Annotated in this window: 14 protein-coding genes; 9 read left to right on the top strand and 5 right to left on the bottom strand. The window is 61.6% G+C overall.

What is annotated here, in order from left to right; translation table 11 throughout:
• Window positions 1-48 precede the first annotated feature (48 nt).
• From Q0V31_RS10310 to rlmF, 7 genes are all read left to right on the top strand, one after another.
• Window positions 49-468 carry a DNA polymerase III subunit chi gene (locus tag Q0V31_RS10310; RefSeq protein ID WP_298187573.1) on the top strand — a complete coding sequence of 140 codons (420 nt, stop codon included), beginning with the start codon at window positions 49-51 and terminating at the stop codon, window positions 466-468.
• 9 nt (window positions 469-477) lie between these two features.
• Window positions 478-879: a DNA polymerase III subunit chi gene (locus Q0V31_RS10305; protein ID WP_298187571.1), complete on the top strand. Its 402-nt coding sequence runs from the start codon at window positions 478-480 to the stop codon at window positions 877-879.
• Window positions 880-996: 117 nt separating this feature from the next.
• Window positions 997-3,828 carry a valine--tRNA ligase gene (locus Q0V31_RS10300; protein ID WP_298187569.1) on the top strand — a complete coding sequence of 944 codons (2,832 nt, stop codon included), beginning with the start codon at window positions 997-999 and terminating at the stop codon, window positions 3,826-3,828.
• A gap of 126 nt (window positions 3,829-3,954) precedes the next feature.
• Window positions 3,955-5,421 carry a Na+/H+ antiporter NhaC gene (nhaC, locus tag Q0V31_RS10295; RefSeq protein ID WP_298187567.1) on the top strand — a complete coding sequence of 489 codons (1,467 nt, stop codon included), beginning with the start codon at window positions 3,955-3,957 and terminating at the stop codon, window positions 5,419-5,421.
• Between the two features lie 211 nt (window positions 5,422-5,632).
• Window positions 5,633-7,006, top strand: a complete 1,374-nt coding sequence (gene nhaD, locus Q0V31_RS10290) for a sodium:proton antiporter NhaD (RefSeq protein ID WP_298187566.1) — start codon at window positions 5,633-5,635, stop codon at window positions 7,004-7,006.
• 52 nt (window positions 7,007-7,058) lie between these two features.
• A complete protein-coding gene (locus Q0V31_RS10285; protein WP_298187565.1) occupies window positions 7,059-7,355 on the top strand; it encodes a winged helix-turn-helix domain-containing protein in 297 nt (98 codons plus the stop codon).
• A gap of 116 nt (window positions 7,356-7,471) precedes the next feature.
• The gene (gene rlmF, locus Q0V31_RS10280; protein ID WP_298187564.1) at window positions 7,472-8,500 is read left to right on the top strand and encodes a 23S rRNA (adenine(1618)-N(6))-methyltransferase RlmF; all 1,029 of its coding nucleotides are present in this window, start codon (window positions 7,472-7,474) and stop codon (window positions 8,498-8,500) included.
• Between the two features lie 151 nt (window positions 8,501-8,651).
• Here the strand turns inward: rlmF and Q0V31_RS10275 are convergent, their stop codons facing one another.
• Window positions 8,652-10,019: a hypothetical protein gene (locus tag Q0V31_RS10275; protein ID WP_298187563.1), complete on the bottom strand. Its 1,368-nt coding sequence runs from the start codon at window positions 10,017-10,019 to the stop codon at window positions 8,652-8,654.
• A gap of 165 nt (window positions 10,020-10,184) precedes the next feature.
• Between Q0V31_RS10275 and Q0V31_RS10270 the strand changes: the two genes are divergently transcribed.
• The gene (locus Q0V31_RS10270) at window positions 10,185-10,979 is read left to right on the top strand and encodes a transporter substrate-binding domain-containing protein (protein ID WP_298187562.1); all 795 of its coding nucleotides are present in this window, start codon (window positions 10,185-10,187) and stop codon (window positions 10,977-10,979) included.
• Between the two features lie 42 nt (window positions 10,980-11,021).
• Here Q0V31_RS10270 and Q0V31_RS10265 read toward each other — a convergent pair whose 3' ends face one another.
• The 4 genes from Q0V31_RS10265 to Q0V31_RS10250 all read right to left on the bottom strand — a co-directional run bounded on the left by Q0V31_RS10265 (window position 11,022) and on the right by Q0V31_RS10250 (window position 16,669).
• Window positions 11,022-11,447: a potassium channel family protein gene (locus Q0V31_RS10265; protein WP_298187561.1), complete on the bottom strand. Its 426-nt coding sequence runs from the start codon at window positions 11,445-11,447 to the stop codon at window positions 11,022-11,024.
• A gap of 157 nt (window positions 11,448-11,604) precedes the next feature.
• Entirely contained in the window at window positions 11,605-15,024 is a 3,420-nt protein-coding gene (locus tag Q0V31_RS10260; protein WP_298187559.1) for an SbcC/MukB-like Walker B domain-containing protein, read from the bottom strand.
• Entirely contained in the window at window positions 15,021-16,241 is a 1,221-nt protein-coding gene (gene sbcD, locus Q0V31_RS10255) for an exonuclease subunit SbcD (protein WP_298191022.1), read from the bottom strand. Before sbcD ends, Q0V31_RS10260 begins: the two co-directional genes overlap by 4 nt.
• Window positions 16,242-16,249: 8 nt before the next feature.
• Window positions 16,250-16,669, bottom strand: coding sequence for an Lrp/AsnC family transcriptional regulator (locus Q0V31_RS10250; protein ID WP_298187558.1), 420 nt, complete (start codon window positions 16,667-16,669; stop codon window positions 16,250-16,252).
• Window positions 16,670-16,794: 125 nt separating this feature from the next.
• Between Q0V31_RS10250 and yjeH the strand changes: the two genes are divergently transcribed.
• Entirely contained in the window at window positions 16,795-18,063 is a 1,269-nt protein-coding gene (gene yjeH, locus Q0V31_RS10245) for an L-methionine/branched-chain amino acid transporter (RefSeq protein ID WP_298187556.1), read from the top strand.
• Window positions 18,064-18,135 lie beyond the last annotated feature (72 nt).

Here is an 18,135-nt window from a genome sequence, read left to right as displayed (position 1 = left end):
GCGCCTTTCAGCAAGCCGCTCCTGCAACCAACGCCCAAGCGTATCGCCATGCCCCGAATAGAATTCTATGTACTCTCCACCGCCGTGCCGGGTGACCGCCTGCGCGCGGCGTGCCAGCTGGCGATGAAGGCCTGGCGCGCCGGCCTGCCGGTGTTTCTGCGCGGCAGCGATGCCACGCAATGTGCAGAGCTGGACGAATTGCTGTGGCGCTTCAAGGCGGAAAGCTTTGTCCCGCACAGTCTCTATCAGGATGATGCGCAGGCGCCTGTGGCGATTGGCCTGGATGAAGAACCCAGCGGCAGCCAAGGCGTGCTGATCAACCTCGGCAGCACCCTTTCACCGCAGATTGAGCGTTTCAGCCGGGTGATCGAAATCGTCAACCAAGAACCCGACCTACTGACCGCCTGCCGGGAGAATTTCCGCAGTTACCGTCAGCGCGGCTATGATCCAAAACGAGTCGAGCTTTAGCGCCACACCATGGACAACCCAAACACACCGAAAAAACCCGCACACCTGCTGAACGACCTGGAGTCGATCCGCCAACTGCTGGGCGATGAAAACCTTGAGCCACCGCTGCTGATCGACTCGATCGACCCGGATAGCATCCCCCTGCTCTCCGAGATCGTTACCCCACCACCTAGCGAGGCAACGCCAGCCGCCCCAGCGCAGCCCGCGCCAAGCGTTGCGCAAACCCTGCGCGAAACGGTCAACCAGAGCATCAGCCGCGACAGCGAGTTGAACCGCCTGGACACTGAGCTACGCGCCGCCGCCCAGCTGATTCTGCAAGACGTGATCGACGACTTCGTGCCGCAAATTGAAGCCGAACTGAAACGTCGTCTAGAAGCGCGCCTGCCGCGCCTGCTGCCGCGCCGCCCATGACACGGGGCGCCTAGCGCCCATCAGTCAGTCACTCCACGCTCACCCTTACGTCACGCAGGCCATCCCCGCTATACTTGCCGGCTTTTCCGACCAGCCGTCATAAGGGTCCCGCCGCGCATGGACAAGACCTACCAGCCGCACGCCATTGAAACCGCCCTGTACCAGAACTGGGAAGCGAACAACTACTTCGCCCCGCAAGGTGCAGGCGAGCCGTACACCATCATGATCCCGCCGCCGAACGTCACCGGCAGCCTGCACATGGGCCACGGCTTCAACAACTCGATCATGGATGCGCTGATCCGTTTCCGCCGCATGCAGGGCCGCAATACCCTGTGGCAGCCGGGCACCGACCACGCCGGCATCGCCACGCAGATGGTGGTAGAACGCCAGCTTGCTGCTGAAGGTGTCGGCCGTCACGACCTGGGCCGCGAAAAATTCCTGGAAAAAGTCTGGGAATGGAAGGAACAGTCCGGCGGCACCATCACCCGACAGATTCGCCGCCTCGGTAGCTCGGTGGACTGGTCGCGTGAGCGCTTCACCATGGACGACGGCCTGTCCGAATCGGTTAAAGAGGCCTTTGTGCGTTTGCATAAAGACGGCCTGATCTACCGCGGCAAACGCCTGGTCAACTGGGACACCAAGTTCCACACCGCAATCTCCGACCTCGAAGTGGAAAACCACGATGAGAAAGGCAGCCTGTGGAATCTGCGTTACCCGCTGGCCGACGGCAACAAAACCGCCGACGGCAAGGATTACCTGATCGTCGCCACCACTCGCCCGGAAACCATGCTCGGCGACAGCGCCGTCGCGGTAAACCCGAGTGACGAGCGCTACCAGGCGCTGATCGGCACCTTCGTCGAACTGCCGCTGGTTGGCCGCCGCATCCCGATCATCGCGGATGACTATTGCGACCCCGAATTCGGCACCGGCTGCGTGAAGATCACCCCAGCCCACGACTTCAACGACTATGAAGTCGGCAAACGCCACAACCTGCCACTGCTGAACATCTTCGATAAAAACGCTGCGGTATTGGCGCAAGTCCAGGCATTCAACGTCGACGGCAGCGTCAACAGCGACATCGACGGCAGCCTGCCGGCGCAGTTCGCCGGCCTCGACCGCTTTGAGGCACGCAAGCAAATCGTTGCCGCCTTTGAGGCCGCCGGTCTGCTTGAAGGCATTGAGCCGCACGCGCTGAAAGTACCGAAAGGCGACCGTTCCGGCACCATTATCGAGCCGTGGCTGACCGACCAGTGGTACGTCAGCACCAAGCCGCTGGCGGAAAAAGCCATCGCCGTGGTCGAGAGCGGTGAAATCCAGTTCGTGCCCAAGCAGTACGAGAACATGTACTTCAGCTGGATGCGCGACATTCAGGACTGGTGCATCAGCCGTCAGCTGTGGTGGGGCCACCGCATTCCGGCCTGGTACGACGATGCCGGCAACGTCTATGTCGGTCGTGACGAGGCGGAAGTACGCGCCACGCATAATCTGGGCGACGCCAACCTGCGCCAAGACGAAGACGTGCTGGATACCTGGTTCAGCTCCGGCCTGTGGACCTTCTCCACCCTCGGCTGGCCCGAGCAGACCGATGCTCTGAAAACTTTCCACCCGACCGACGTGTTGGTCACCGGTTTCGACATCATCTTCTTCTGGGTCGCGCGGATGATCATGCTGTCGACCCACCTGACCGGGCAGATTCCGTTCAAGACTGTGTACGTGCACGGTTTGGTCCGCGACGGCCAGGGCCAGAAGATGTCCAAGTCCAAGGGCAACGTGCTCGACCCGCTGGATATCGTCGACGGCATCACCCTGGATCAGCTGCTGGAGAAACGCACCACCGGCTTGATGCAGCCAAAGCTGGCCGAGAAGATCGCCAAGCAGACCAAAGCCGAATTCCCTGACGGCATCGCCGCCTACGGCACCGACGCCCTGCGCTTCACTAACCTGGCGCTGGCCTCCACCGGCCGCGACATCAAGTTCGACATGGGCCGGGTTGAGGGCTACCGCAACTTCTGCAACAAGATCTGGAACGCCGCCAACTTCGTCATCGAGAACACCGATGGCCAGGACACTGGCGTTAACGGCGAAGAAGTCGAGTTGTCCTCGGTGGACCGCTGGATCATCTCCGCCCTGCAACGCACCGAAGCCGAAGTCACTCGTCAGCTCGACGCCTTCCGCTTCGACCTGGCCGCGCACGCCCTCTACGAATTCATCTGGGACGAGTACTGCGCTTGGTACCTGGAGCTGGTCAAGCCCGTGCTGTGGGACGAGAACGCGCCGATCGAGCGTCAGCGCGGCACCCGCCGCACCCTGGTGCGCGTGCTGGAAGTGGCCCTGCGTCTGGCCCATCCGTTTATGCCGTTTATCACTGAAGAGATCTGGCAGCGGATCAAGGCGCAAGCCGGCGTCAGCGGTGAAACCATCATGCTGCAGGCCTGGCCGGTCGCGAACCAGGAGCGCATCGACGCTGCTGCCGAAGGCGATATCGAGTGGGTCAAGCAGCTGATGCTGGGCCTGCGGCAGATCCGTGGCGAGATGAAAATCTCCATGGCCAAGCGCATCGACATCATCCTGCAGAACGCCAGCGACGAAGACCAACGCCGCCTGGCCGACAACCTGCCGCTGCTGAACAAGCTGGCCAAGCTGGAGTCGGTACGCGTACTGGCAGCTGGTGAAGACGCGCCGATGTCCGCCACCGCCCTGGTCGGCGACATGCAGGTGCTGGTACCGATGGCTGGGCTGATCGACAAGGACGCCGAACTGGCGCGCCTGGACAAGGAAATCGCCCGCCTGGATGGAGAGGTCAAGCGCGTCGGCGGCAAGCTGGCCAACGAAGGCTTCGTCGCCAAGGCTCCCGCCGAGGTGCTCGATAAAGAGCGCGCCAAGCTGAATGAGGCCGAGCAAGCGCTGGGCAAGATGGTCGAGCAGCGCGGCAAAATCGCCGCGCTCTGATCACCAGCAACACCTAAGGCCCGCGCCCTCACCGGCGCGGGCTTTGTTTTTTTGTGGCAGGCGCCTCAGCCGCAATTTTCGCCGCTGAAGCGCCTGCCACAGCTCCATTTATTGACCGGTACACCCATGACTGATGCACGCGCCCCCTCCCTACTCGACGCCCTGTTACCGATTGGCGTGCTGGTGGTTTTGTTAAGCCTTTCCGTTTACTTGTATGGCGACAGCTCGTCCAGCGGGCCTAACCAAATCGCCCTGATGAGCGCCGCATTTGTGGCCGGCCTGGTCGGTTTGAAGAACGGCCTGCAATGGGCACAAATCGAAGAAGGCATCCTGGCCGGCATCCACATGGCGATGAAAGCCAACCTGATTCTGCTGGCGGTCGGTGCACTGATCGGCACCTGGATTCTCGCCGGCACCGTGCCGACCATGATCTGGTTCGGCCTCAAGCTGATTTCAGCCGAATACTTCTATGTCACCAGCTGCCTGATCTGCGCCCTCACCGCGCTGTCCATTGGCAGCTCCTGGACCGTGGCCGGCACCCTCGGTATCGGCCTGATGGGCGTAGCCGCCGGCTTGGGGCTGGACCCGGCGATTACCGCGGGGGCAATCATCTCCGGGGCGTACTTTGGCGACAAACTCTCGCCCCTGTCGGACACCACCAACCTGGCTCCAGCCGCCGCCGGTGCTGATCTGTTCGCGCATATCCGCTACATGCTGCGCACCACCACGCCGGCCCTGCTGATTACCCTGGTGATCTTCTTTGTGCTGGGCCAGCAGGCCAGCAGCAACCACGACACCACGCGTATCGCCGAGGTGCTGCTGGCGCTGGAAGGCCAGTTCAGCCTGGGCTGGCACCTGCTACTGCCGGTAGCGTTCTTGCTGTTTCTGGCGGTGCGCCAATGGGCAGCCTTCCCCGCCGTCTTTCTCGCGGCGCTGGTCGGTGCAGTGTTTGCGCTGATGTTCCAGGGCGATGTGATGCAGCGTCTGGCCGACCCCGCGGCGGGCGCGCTGGCTCCGCTGAAAACCGTATGGAGCGCACTGTTTGCCGGTTATCAGTCCAACAGTGGCAACGCTGCTTTGGATGGCCTGCTATCCAAGGGCGGCATGGGCAGCATGCTCACCACCGTGTGGTTGATCATCTGCGCCATGTGCTTTGGCGGTGTACTGGAAAAACTCGGCCTGCTGCAGCGCCTGCTGCAAAGCACCCTGCACCTGGCGAAAAGCACCAGCAGCCTGATCGCCAGCACCATCGCCACCGCCATCGGCACCAATATCATCACCGCCGACCAATACATCGCCCTGGTGCTGCCCGGCCGCATGTACCGCGAGGAGTACGCCAAGCGCGGCCTGGCCCCGGTAACCTTGTCGCGGGCACTGGAAGACGGCGGCACCCTGACCTCGGTGCTGGTACCGTGGAACACCTGCGGCGCTTACATGGCCGCCACCCTCGGTGTCGCGACCCTGAGTTACTTACCGTACTGCTTCTTCAATTTGTTGATGCCACTGCTGGCCATCAGTCTGGCGTTTATCTTCCCGCCGCAGCCCGTTGCACAAGCCGAGGCCCCGCGCGACGTCCTGCCGCAGGCGGAGTAGCGAAGACCACTCCCAGTTGCGCAACCCCGCGCAACTGGGACATTCCAGCGTAATCCGAACGCTCAAAAAATCGCTGCGCAGGCCACAAATTGGCGGGCGGCGCGATAAATACCCTGCCAATTTCCATGGAATTCAGGCATCTTCGTCGGCGCATCAAGAACCTCTGGCACCTCTAATTCAATAAAAAAGCCCTGCAACTGGAATTCTGATCATGTATGCGTTGATGGCACTGACCTTCGTTTTTGGCTACCTGTGTATCGCCCTCGAACACCCACTTAAAGTCGACAAAGCCGCTTCGGCAATCCTCACCGCCGTAATCTGCTGGACCTTACTGGTGCTGGGCGCTGACAGTATTTTGCCGCTGATTGGCTCAGGCACTGCCGGCGCCAGCAGCAATGGCCATCACGTCACCGAAGAGCTGCGCCATCACCTCGGTGAAATTTCCGAAATTCTGTTCTTCCTCATGGGCGCGATGACCATCGTCGAGCTGATCGACGCCCATGAAGGTTTCAAGGTCATCACCGACCGCATCCGCACCAACAAGCGTGTGCACCTGCTCTGGCTGGTGGGCCTGATCACCTTCTTCCTCTCGGCGGCGCTGGATAACCTGGCCACCACCATTGTGATGATCTCGCTGCTGCGCAAGCTGATTGACGACCAGAAAGAGCGCTGGTTCTACGCCGGCATCGTGGTGATAGCCGCCAACGCGGGCGGGGCCTGGTCACCGATCGGCGACGTAACCACCACCATGCTGTGGATCGGCAATCAGATCACCGCCAGTGGCATCGTGGTCAAACTGATCATCCCGAGCATGATCTGCCTGCTGGTCCCGCTGATCATCATGAGCTTTGTGCTCAAGGGCGATATCACCCCGCCGAAAATCAGAGAAAGCCGCGAAAGTCGCCGCGACCCGACCACGCCATTCGAGCGTAACCTGGTGTTCGTCCTAGGCCTCGGTGCGCTGATCTTCGTCCCGGTGTTCAAGACCGTCACCCACTTGCCACCGTATATGGGCATTCTGTTCGGCCTGGGCATCCTCTGGGTCACCACTGAAATCATTCACCGCAGCAAGAACAGCGAAGACAAAGACCCGCTGTCGGTGGTCGGCGTATTGCGCCGCATCGACGTCACCAGCGTGTTGTTCTTCCTCGGCATTCTGCTAGCGGTCTCCAGCCTGTCGACGGCCGGCCACCTGATCGACGTCGCCACCTACCTGAAAGACAGCCTGGGCAATGTCTACACCATCGCCATGTCCATCGGCCTGCTGTCCGCCGTGGTGGATAACGTGCCGATGGTCGCGGGCGCGATGAAAATGTACCCGCTGGTCAGCCCCGAGACCTTAGCGCTCGCCGGCAGTGAAACCAGCTGGCTGAGCAACTTTGTGGTCAATGGTCACTTCTGGGAAATGCTCGCCTATTGCGCGGGTACCGGCGGCAGCTGCCTGATCATCGGCTCGGCGGCAGGTGTAGCAGCCATGGGCATGGAGAAGATCAATTTCATCTGGTACGTGAAGTACATCAGCGGCCTGGCTTTCGCCGGCTATATCGCCGGCGCCCTGAGCTATATCGTGCTCTACGCCCTCTAAGCCAACAGCGAGGCGGACACCATGACCACAGCTGCCTCGCATCGGAGCGCTTATGCAAATCAGTAAAACCCGCAGCAGTTTTTACCGCCGGCTGTACGTAGCCTGGCTGATCGACAGCGGCACCGCGACCAACGTGCCGGCGCTGATGGCAGTCACTGGCATGCCCCGCCGTACCGCCCAGGACACCCTCAGCGCCCTCAGCGAGCTGGATATCGACTGCGCATTTGCCCAGCAGAGCGGCGAGCGCAATAACGCCGGGCACTATGAAATACGCGACTGGGGGCCGATCGACCCACAGTGGGTGAGCGCCCACCTGCAGCCAATCAAAGCCGCGCTCGGCTACCTCTGACGCACCGTAACCGGGTTGCTCGCGCTCGCCATCCTTAGCGCCTATATGGCTAACCACGAGCAACCTGCGCCCAGCTGTGGGAAAATCCCGCGCCCCAAGCCTGCGATCTTCCTGCCATGTCCCTGCCGCCGAAACGCCCGAGTCGTAAACCCAGCGCAGCGCGCCCTGCTGCCAGCAAGCCTGCTGCGGCCAAGCCCGATGCAACCAAGGGTTTGCTGCACCCGCGCAATCGTCACCAGGGCCGCTATGACTTTCCCGCGCTGATCAAGGCCAGCCCTGAGCTGGCGGCTTTTGTGATCATCAATCCCTATGGCAATGAGAGCATCGACTTCGCCAACCCGGCGGCGGTCAAGGTGTTCAACCGCGCGCTGCTCAAGCAGTTCTACGGCATCGCGCAGTGGGATATTCCCGCCGATTACCTGTGCCCACCGATTCCTGGTCGCGCCGATTACCTGCATTACCTCGCCGATCTGCTGGCTGCCAGCAATGGCGGCGAGATACCGCGCGGTACCAAGGTGCGCGCACTGGATGTCGGCGTTGGCGCCAACTGCATCTACCCGCTGCTGGGTAACCGTGAATATGCCTGGCGCTTTCTCGGCTCGGACATTGCGGCCGAAGCCATCGCCTCGGCCAAGGCCATCGTGCAAGCCAATCCAGGCTTGAGTGAGGCCATCGAGTTGCGCCAGCAAGGCGACACTGCGCATATCTTTCAGGGCCTGTTAAGCCGTGACGAGCGCTTCGACCTGACCCTGTGCAACCCGCCCTTCCACGCCAGTGCCGAAGAAGCCAACAGCGGCAGCAAACGCAAATGGCGCAACCTGGGCAAACTCGACCCCAAACGCAAACTGCCGGTGCTGAACTTCGGTGGCCAGGCCGCAGAATTGTGGTGCAAAGGCGGCGAAGCGGCGTTTGTCAGCCGCTTGATCAAGGAAAGCGTGCAGGTCGGCCAGCAGGTGCTGTGGTTTAGCAGCCTGATCTCCAAGGCTGGCAATCTGCCGCTGGTCTACAGCGCACTAAAACAAGCCGGTGCGCTGCAGGTGCAGACCGTGGAAATGGCCCAGGGCCAGAAGCAAAGCCGCTTCGTTGCCTGGACCTTCCAGACGCCCGAACAGCAACAGGCGTGGCGTACAGCGCGCTGGGCCTAGGACGGGACGGGGCGCATCGCCGTAGGATAGGTTGAGCAAAGCGATACCCATGCCGTCTATAGCGCCAGGTGATGGGTTACGCCGCTTCGCTGAAGCTGCATGACTGCGGTTATAGGCAGCGGCTAACCCATCCTACGTTTGGCCCAAGGCGTTACTTGACCAGCTCGAACAGCGCGACGTTGCCGCTCTTTTCCAGGCCAGTCACGAGGTAATGTCGGCCGTCCTTCTCGACATGGGCCAATCCTTCCGGCGCCAAATTACCAGAGCCGGCACCTTCGCCAGCACCGATCACCTGCAGCACCTTAGGTTGCGCCGGCTGATCCAGGTCGATCAGGGCCAGGGCGTCTGCACGCTCCAGGGTGGCAACCGCCAGGCGCTTACCAAAGGCATCGAAACTCACCACGCCTTCCGGCTCGCTGCCTTTATTGGGGCTGCGCGCATCCGGGTAAACACCGGCCTCGGCAGCTTTGTCGTCGAACTGGCTACCGGTATCGCCGAGCAGCTTGCCGCTTATCGCATCGAACACGCTGAGCGTGCGCCCTCCACCGCTGGGCAGGCCGGCTTTGGTCTTGCCGATTTTCGGGTCGCTGTCGCCTTCATCGGCGCTGATCAGGTAGCGGCCATCGGCACTCACAGCGATGCCATCTGGTTCGCGCAGGGCGAACAGCTCGGCAGACGGGTCATACGTGCCGTCATCGATGATATCCGCGGCATGGCGCACCGTACCCAAACCAAACACCTTGTCCAGCTTGCCCTGCAGCACATCAACCACCGCTACCGCGTTGTTTTCCTGCAGGCTGACGTAAGCTCGCGCACCGTCCGGGCTGAACACCACGTATTCCGGCTCGATATGCTCAGCGCTGGTACCGAACGGAAGCTTTATCTCTTCGCCATCGATCACCCGCTCCAGCAGACGTTGATGCGCGGCCTGAGTTGCACCTTCGACACCCGCCAAGTCCGGCAGCCTGATCAGGCTGTGCTTGGCAGCAGCCACACCCGCGCGCAGGTCGATCAGGCTGAGCGAGCCTTCGCCGCTGCGAAAGCCCTCGCCGTCGCGCACATAACCTTCGCCTTCATTGGCCACCAGCACAACGTCGCCCTTGGGCGAAAACGCCACACTGTCCGGCCAGATACCGACCTCGATGGACTTCAGCAACTTACCGTCGGCGGCCGCACGCAACTCGACCCGGCCGTTTTTTAGGCCATCACTGTTGCGCACGCACACCGCGAAGAGATCGTCGCTGGGATGGAACGCCACCGAGGTAATTTCCCCCGCGCCCTCGGTCACCAGGTTATAGCGCGCAAGACGACTGAGGCCCTTGGCCGGGTCCAACTGCAGAAGATCCACCAGGCCTTCGGCGCTATTGGAAACGACCACGCGCATGCTCGAAGCCTGCACACTGACAATTTCAGTGCCCGCAGCGAAGCCGCTCTGGTACTCCGCCAGGGGTTTGAGCTCAAGGGCCGAGACCAGTGGGGCCAGCGCAAAAAGCGCACACAGTGTAGGGATTCGCAGCACAGTAACTATCCTTATGCAAAGACCGGGGAATTGAACCATTTCGCAGCAGTCTTCACGGCCAAGATGACGCCTTGATGAAGTATTGGTGGCACAGGCTGTCCGCAATCTATACAAGCAACATTGCCCACGATGGTATAAATGCGCGCTGCTAACAGAGGTCATTTAATGAAGTGGAAAACCCTGTTCGTCGCAGTGTGCTTGCTGCTTGGTGTCTTCGTGCAGGCCAGCGAACAACCGGAATTGAAGATCAGCGTCGGTGACTGGCCGCCATACTTGTCCAGTGACCTGAGACATAACGGCGTCATCGCTCACCTGATCAGTGATCTGCTCGCCGATGAAGGCTACCGCGTCAGCTTTCAGTTTCTGCCCTGGCCACGGGCTTACTCATCTGCCGCCGCGGGCCACTTTGACGCCACGGCCGTGTGGATGCACAAGGACGAGCGCGAGGCTGACTTCCTCTTCAGTGCCCCGCTGCTGGATGAGCAGTTCGTGTTCTTTCACCTGAAAAGCCTGCCCTTCGACTGGCGCAGCTTTGCTGACCTCAGCGGCATGAAGCTGGGTGGCGGCCTGGAATACAGCTACGGCCCACGCTTCGATGCTTTTCTCGCCGAGGGCAAGGTGAAGATCGAGCGCGTTTCCCACGACCAGCAAAACTTCGACAAGCTGCTTAAAGAACGCGTGACCCTCTATCCGCAGGAGATCAACGTGGGCTACGCAGCACTGCGCAGCCACTTCAGCGCGGCGGAGCAAGCGCGTATTACCCATCACCCTAAGCCGCTGCTGATCAACCACAGCTACCTGATGCTGCCGAAAAGCCTGAAAGGCAGCCCGGCGCTGCTCGCACGCTTTAACCAGCGCCTGCAGCACTATCGCAAGAGTGGTCGATACCAGCGCTATTTCGATGACTTACAGCAAGGGAAGTACCAGGCAGAGCCGTCTGCCTTGCCCGTAAGCGAGTGATTCAGGCCGCAGCAAGGTTTAGCGTGAGCTGCGCCCGGCGGTTTATTTGGGTTGCCAATAGCGCTGCATTTCAACGAACAGGAAAGAGGCGGTCCAGGTGATCAACACCAGGCCAGTAAGCCCTTCAATTCCGGCCAGGAAACGTATCGATCCAGTCGGCTCGATATCGCCGAAGCCCAGGGTGGTGAAGGTCGTGAAGGAAAAATACACACAATCCAACAGGCTGCCGTCGAAGTTGCCCGCCAACTCACCCCAGCCGCTGGCGCGATGCATAAAGTAATAGGCGAAGGCGAATACCCACACCTCGACCGCATGGGCCAACAGCGCACCGCAGACGCCGAGGACAATACGAAAGCGATGACGGACGTTGAGCTTGGGCAGCAACTGGGTCAAGCGAAACAGGAACTCGTAGTGCGTCACCACCGCGATTATCACCACTAAGCTGTTGACCAGAAATACACTGAACACGGACGCTCCGTTTACCGAGAGACGGGAAGATGGGCGGCGCAGAAGGCCCCGCTCATGGTACTGAGTATGGCGCTGAGGTGGTCAGCGGGCCACTGTAAACAGCTTCCCCGCGCCCCTACTGCGTGCGTTCAACTGCGCGAGCAGCGCCAGCCCAGGTTTAGCAAGCGAAGCGCCGGTCCAGGCCGCTGTAGCCCATGCCGACACTCTTGTGCACTTTCAGCTGCACCGGGATGCGCTCCTTGAGCGCCTCGACGTGGCTGATTACGCCGATCATCTTGCCGCTGGCATTGAGGTTATCCAGAGCATCCAGCGCCACTTCAAGGGTTTCGCCGTCGAGGGTGCCGAAGCCTTCGTCGAGGAACAGCGAGTCGATGCTGGTCTTGTGGCTGACCAGGTCGGAGAGCGCCAAGGCCAGCGCCAGACTGACCAGAAAACTCTCGCCGCCCGACAGGGTTTTGGTGTCGCGCGCCGCATCGGCCTGCCAGGTGTCGATCACCTCCAGCTCCAACTCACCGCTGCTGCGCCGCGCCAACTGGTAGCGGCCATGCAGGCGTTCTAGCTGTTGGTTAGCCAGATAAACCAGGTGATCCAGGGTCAGCCCCTGGGCGAATTTACGGTACTTGGCACCATCGGCTGAGCCGATCAAGCTGTTGAGTTGCTGCCAGAGGTCGTACTCGCCCTGCTTGATGTCGATCGCCGCAAACAGGCTTTGCTGGCCTAGCCTGCGCTCGTCATTGCTGTGTAGCTGGGCGCGGATTTCGCCCTGACGTTGAGTCAGTGCTCGCAACTGTGCAGCCAATGTCTGCAACTGCTCATCCAGCTGTTCAAGGCCCAATGCGCTGTGCGGCAGCGCCTGGAGCTGCGCCAACTGTTGCGTGCTGGACAGTGCCAAGGCTTGGGCCTCGGTCAGGGCTTTTTCCAGACGCGCCTTGAGCTCGCTCAACTGAGCCTGTTGCTCATCACTGAGCAGCGCCGCCAAGTAGGCCGCCTCATCGGCAAAGGGGCTGAGGTCGAGCGCTTCGAGCCAGGCTTGTTGCTGCCGATGCAGGCTGCTTTTTGTCTGAGCCAGCAACTCGCCGAGGGTCTGCTGTTTACCCTGCAAGGCGCTAACCGCCTGCACGCTGCTGTCGTAACCCGCTTGAACGGTCAGCAGGCGCTCGTGAGCATCCGTCGCTATTGGCAGCGCAGATAACCCGGGCGCGGCCAGCTGCTGCAGGCGTTGCTGCCAGAGCGCGGCAACGTTCTGATTTGTCAGCAGGCCGTGTTGCTCATCGCGCAACTGCTGCGCAAGCTCGCGAAGTTGCTGCTGTTGCTGCTGCCACTGCGCCCATTCCTGCTCGCGCTGGCGCAGCCAGTCATCGCCCTGCTCAGGCAGGCTGTAGCCGAACTGCGCCAACACCTCTGCCAGCTGCGCCTGCTGTTGGTGCTGTTGCTGTTGTAGTTGCTGCAACTGCGCATGGCTGTCGTTGTGTAGGCTCTGATTGGCCTCCTGCTTGTTCAGCAGCACAACCTGCTCATTGCGCAGCGCTTGCTGCCCTTTTTCCGCCTGCTGAGTCGCCGCCCGGGCGCTCTCCATGGCCGACTTGCGCTGCTGTAACTGAGCCAGGCGCAGCTGCAACTGCTCCACCTGCTGCGCATGGCTTTGCTTACAGGCTTGCAACGCCGCAGCATCGGCTGGGGCTTGGCCAAGCAACGCACATTGCTGTTGCCATAACTCGGCCTGTTGCGCGCGCTCTTGCTCCAGCCGTTGCGCCTGCTGGCGCTGCTGGTCGATACGTTCGCCAAGAGTCGCCACGCCACTGCGCAGGTTTTCACCCTGCTCGCCCAGCGCCTTCAACTGCTCGCGCTTGGCCTCCAGTGCGGCAGCGGTCGCCGAACTGTCCAGGGCTTGATAAGCCGTTATCGCCGGGTGTTCCAGCGAGCCACAGAGCGGGCAGGCCTGCTCAGGCTGCAACTGCTCGCGGTATTTCTCCAGCGCCTGAATGCGCTGTTCCTGCTGTAACAGGGTTTCCTTGTCGCGCACCTGTTGCTGCAGGTCGCGATACTGCTCACGCAGGCTGATCAGGGCCTGATCCTGGGTAATCTTTTGCTGCTCCTGCTCCAGCAGGTCACGGCTCAACTGCGCGGCTTGCTTGGCTAACGCCTGACGCTGCTGGGCAATCTGTTCCAGGCGCTCCAGCACATGCCCCTGGCCGACTAAACGCTGCCAGTGCTCATTCAAGGCGCTCTCGGACTCACCGGCCAGCAGTTGCTCCAGCAACGCCGCTTGCTCAACCTCAAGCTGCTGCGCCGAGGCCAAGGCCGTATCGGCCTCAGTCAGCTGTGCTTGCAGGCGCTGCAATTGCTCCACCAACTGCACACCCGCCACCTGCTGTTGCTGCTGTTTGTGCAACTGCTCGGCGACCGCCACGGCCAACTGACTGCGCGCGGCAAACTGCTCTCGCCAGACGCCCAACCGCTCGCCCAACTGAGCACGCTGCGGCTGTTGCGCCAACCGCGCCTGCACGCTCTGCTGCTGTTCGCTGAGCTGGGCAATCGTGGCCTGCCTGGCCGTCAGCAACTGCTGGCTGAACTGACTGGCCTGCCAGACATACTCGGCCACCTGTTGTTGGGCTTGCTGCTGAGCAGCGGTAACGCTGCGCAACTCCTGCCCACGCTGCACGCACTGTTGCTGAGCCTGCTGCCAAGCCTGATGCACGGGCTGTAATTTGAGCGCCGGCGCGCTGTCAGCCAGCACCTGCAACTGCGGCTGAGCGTCCAACAGGGCTTGCCGCGCCAGTTGCTCCTGGGTTTGCGCCTGTTGCTGCTGGTTGAGCGCTTTACGCAGCTCAAGCAGGTGCTGGCGCTGTTGCTGGCCGTCCTGTTGCTGGCTGTTGAGGGCGGTTTCCTGCTCGCTTAGCTGCGCGGCTTCAGCCTGTAACTGCTGGCGCTGTTCATCGCTCAGCAACTCAACTCCATCGGCGCGGGCACGCAGCTGACCTAGATCAACTTCTACCTTCTTGGTGGACTGATAAACACGCTGGGAAATTTGCCCGTAGATGTCGGTACCAGTCAGCTCTTCCAACAGTTCGGCACGCTGGTTGGCATTGGCTTCAAGGAAGGCCGCAAAACCGCCCTGGGCGAGCAGCATGGACTTGGTAAAACGCTCGAAATCCAGCCCGGTCAAGCGCTCGGTTTCGCGCAGCTTCTCGTTGATTTTGTCGGTGATGATCTGCCCGTCAGCCGCCGCCAGCTCGACCTTGGGCGCTTGCAGCGCGCCATCGGCCTTGTCGCGGGCGCGGCGCTGGCTCCAGAAGGCGCGGTAAGCCACACCCTTGACCTCGAACTCGACCTCGGCCAGACAATCGGCGGTGTGCCGGGTCATTAGCTCATTGGCGCTAGCCGACACCGTGTTCATGCGCGGCGTGCGGTGATACAGCGCCAGGCAGATGGCATCCAGCAACGTAGTCTTGCCGGCACCGGTCGGCCCGGTGATGGCGAACAGGCCGTTGTCTTTGAACGGCTCGGCAGTGAAGTCGATCTTCCACTCGCCCTTGAGCGAATTGAGGTTCTTCAGGCGCAGGCTGATGATTTTCATGCGTCGCCCTCGCACAGCTCACTCACCACCTGTTGATACAGCCCGAGCAGCTTGGTCTGCTCGGCTTCCTCTAAGGTTTCGCTGCTCAGCCGCTGGGCGAACACCTCCTCCACGCTCAGCTCGTCCAGGGTTTCCTTGGCCTGGCCTTGCAGGCTGGCGGCAGCATTGCCGCGCTCACGGCGGATGCGCAGCACCTCGACCGGCAGCCCCTCGCACAGGGCGGCGATGCGCAGTTGCAGGTCGCTGAGGTAGTCATCGGTGCCGACCAGCACTTCCAGCCATACCGGCTGCTCGACACTGCCCTGCTTGGCCGCTTCTTGGATGGCCACGCCTAGTTCCTTAAGTGAGCCGCGCAGCGACAGCAACGGCTGAAACCGCGGCACCAACAATGGCTGAATGCTGCGCAAACCGCTGACGTCGAGCTCAACCAGCAACACTTCTTTCTGCTGCTTGGCTTCATCAAAACTCAGCGGGATAGGCGAGCCGCAGTAGCGAATATGCTCCAGACCACCGACCTTCTGCGGGCGATGGATATGCCCCAGGGCGATATAGGCCGCCGGCGGAAAGGCGCTGGTAGGAAAGGCCTCCAGGCTGCCGACATAAATCTCGCGCACCGAATCACTGGCGCTGGCTCCCACAGTGGTCAGGTGGCCAGTGGCAATAATCGGCAGCTCGCCGCCCAGCTCCAGACGCTTGGCTTCGGCCAAGGCATAGAGGTCCTGGTAGTGCTGCTGGATCGCCTGCTGCAGCGACAGCTGCTTGTCCTGGGCGCTCTGCCCAGCCTGGCTGAGTAACACATCACGCGGGCGGATAAAGGGGATGCCACAGAGCAATGCGCCGACGGAACCGTCACGCCGATGCAGCGCCAGCAGTTGCTCATCCAGCTGCTCGCAGACGCCGGGAATCACCCGCGTACCGAGTTGCGCCAGCAGAGTTTTACTCTCGCCGAGCATGGCCACCGAATCATGATTACCGCCGAGCACCACCAGCTCACAGCCGGTGGCGCGCAACTCGACGATAAAGCGGTTGTACTGCTCACGGGCATAACTGGGCGGCGCGCCTGTGTCGAAAATATCACCGACAATCAGCACAGCATCCACTGCCTGCGCGCGCACCTGCTCGATCAACCAGGCACAAAAAGCCTGGTGCTCGGCCTGGCGAGTCTTGCCCATAAAGTGCTGGCCGAGGTGCCAGTCGGAGGTGTGCAGGATGCGCATGGGCTGAGTCAAAAGGTCCAATCCTTAACCATCATATGAGTCTTCACTTTCTGCATACCGGGGAAGTTTTCGATCTCGCCACGCACCTCACTAAAGCGCAGCATTGAAGGCGCCTCGATATACACCAGCATGTCGGTCTCACCGCTGATGCCGCTGCAGCGCCGCACTTCGGGGAATACGCGCATCAACTCGACATAGTGCTCACAACGGCCGCCGCTGTAGAACAACTCCAGATAGCCCTTGATCGCCGCCTCACCCGGCAGCGTTACGTGTGCGTGGTAGCCGCTGATCACGCCGCGCTGCTCCAGTTGGCGGACTCGCTCACTCACCGCCGAGCGCGACAGGTTGACCTCGCGGGCGATCTGGCTGACGGGTAAACGCGCATCGGCGCGCAGCAAGGCGAGTATCTGCTGGTCGAACTTGTCCACGGGGTGCTCTCAAAAGCAATGTGCTGGAGAATGCCGCCATTTCGTCGGGCAAAGCCGACGCTTCGCCAGCTGCCTGAATCAGGTGGGCGATTTAACATGGCGAACGAAACCGCAGAGCATACAACATGAGTCGTCTGAATCAGGAATTGGGCCTGTTGCAAGGGATTGGCCTGCTAAGCACCTCGTTACTCGGTACCGGAGTTTTCGTGATTCCGGCGCTGGCGGCGACGGCCGCCGGTGAGGCCTCGTTATGGGCCTGGATGATCCTTATCGCCCTGGTGCTGCCGGTGGCGTTTACTTTTGCCCAATTGGGCCGGCGCTTCCCCCATGCCGGCGGTGCACCGCACCTGATCGGCCGCGCCTTTGGCCCGCGCATGGAGCGCCTCAGCGCGCTGCTGTTTCTCGCTGTGCTGCCAGTGGGTTTACCGGCGGCGCTGAATATTGCCAGCGGCTTCTGGCAGGCGTTATTTGACCTCACGCATAACCAGGCGCTGATCATTGAGCTGGCGACCCTGGCCGCCATCCTCCTGCTCGGCCAGCGCCCAGCCAAGGCTTCGGGTTTGATTCAGGGCGCGATTGCCGTAGCGATTATTGGCACCATCGCGCTGATCTGGTGGGTCGGCGACTTGCCCGCCAGCCACCAGCCACTGCTGCCGCCGATTAGCGGTTCCTGGCACCTGCTGCCAACGGCGCTGGCCGTGATGTTCTGGTGTTTTGTCGGCATCGAAGCCTTTACCCACATGGGCGAAGAGTTCAAGAACCCTGAGCGCGACTTTCCGCTGGCCTTGCTGTTCGGCGTGCTGCTGGCGGGTTTGGTGTACTGGGCCTGTTCGGTGGCGGTGCTGAGCCTCCATGCTTACGGTGATGTGCAGACCGACGCGGCTTCGCTGCCACGCTTGCTCGACCTGCTGCTGGGCGAGAAGGCCCGCTGGTTGGCCGCCACGGTCGGTTACCTAGCCTGCTTCGCCTCAATGAACGTGTATATGCAGGGCTTTGCCCGGCTGATCTGGAGCCTGGCCGACGAAGGCAAGCTGCCGGACAGCCTGGCCCAGCGCAACCAACACGGGGTGCCGGCGCGCGCCCTGCTGCTGGTGGTGCTCGCCTGCGCGCTGTGCGCCGGCCTGGCCAGCGTGCTCAACCTGACGGTGGACGACCTGATCCGCTACGCCAACGGCAACTTCGTGCTGGTCTACCTGTTCAGCATGGCCGCGGGCTGGGTGTTGCTGCGTGGGATCTGGCGCTGGCTGGCCGCATTCAGCGCACTGTTGTGCGGCCTGGTGCTGCTGATGCTCGGCATGGATGCAGGCTATGCCCTGGCCTTGCTCGCCGTACTCGGCCTGCTCGACCGCCTCAATGAGCAGCGCAGCATGCGCCTGGCGGCCGGGCCACACTGAAAGCACCGCTAACCTTTAACTTGGTCAGCCTTACCAGCTACCCTCAGCCCAGCTAGGTACTGACAAGGACTG

This window comes from uncultured Pseudomonas sp., assembly GCF_943846705.1.
Taxonomy (GTDB): Bacteria; Pseudomonadota; Gammaproteobacteria; order Pseudomonadales; family Pseudomonadaceae; genus Aquipseudomonas.
This window is presented reverse-complemented; position numbering and strand designations above follow the sequence as displayed.

Coding starts and splice junctions, on each gene's coding strand:
- Q0V31_RS10305 (WP_298187571.1), top strand. CDS start 478: ATGGACAACCCAAACACACCGAAAAAACCCGCACACCTGCTGAACGAC.
- yjeH (WP_298187556.1), top strand. CDS start 16,795: ATGAGTCGTCTGAATCAGGAATTGGGCCTGTTGCAAGGGATTGGCCTG.
- Q0V31_RS10300 (WP_298187569.1), top strand. CDS start 997: ATGGACAAGACCTACCAGCCGCACGCCATTGAAACCGCCCTGTACCAG.
- Q0V31_RS10310 (WP_298187573.1), top strand. CDS start 49: ATGCCCCGAATAGAATTCTATGTACTCTCCACCGCCGTGCCGGGTGAC.
- Q0V31_RS10285 (WP_298187565.1), top strand. CDS start 7,059: ATGCAAATCAGTAAAACCCGCAGCAGTTTTTACCGCCGGCTGTACGTA.
- Q0V31_RS10260 (WP_298187559.1), bottom strand. CDS start 15,024: ATGAAAATCATCAGCCTGCGCCTGAAGAACCTCAATTCGCTCAAGGGC.
- nhaD (WP_298187566.1), top strand. CDS start 5,633: ATGTATGCGTTGATGGCACTGACCTTCGTTTTTGGCTACCTGTGTATC.
- rlmF (WP_298187564.1), top strand. CDS start 7,472: ATGTCCCTGCCGCCGAAACGCCCGAGTCGTAAACCCAGCGCAGCGCGC.
- sbcD (WP_298191022.1), bottom strand. CDS start 16,241: ATGCGCATCCTGCACACCTCCGACTGGCACCTCGGCCAGCACTTTATG.
- Q0V31_RS10270 (WP_298187562.1), top strand. CDS start 10,185: ATGAAGTGGAAAACCCTGTTCGTCGCAGTGTGCTTGCTGCTTGGTGTC.
- nhaC (WP_298187567.1), top strand. CDS start 3,955: ATGACTGATGCACGCGCCCCCTCCCTACTCGACGCCCTGTTACCGATT.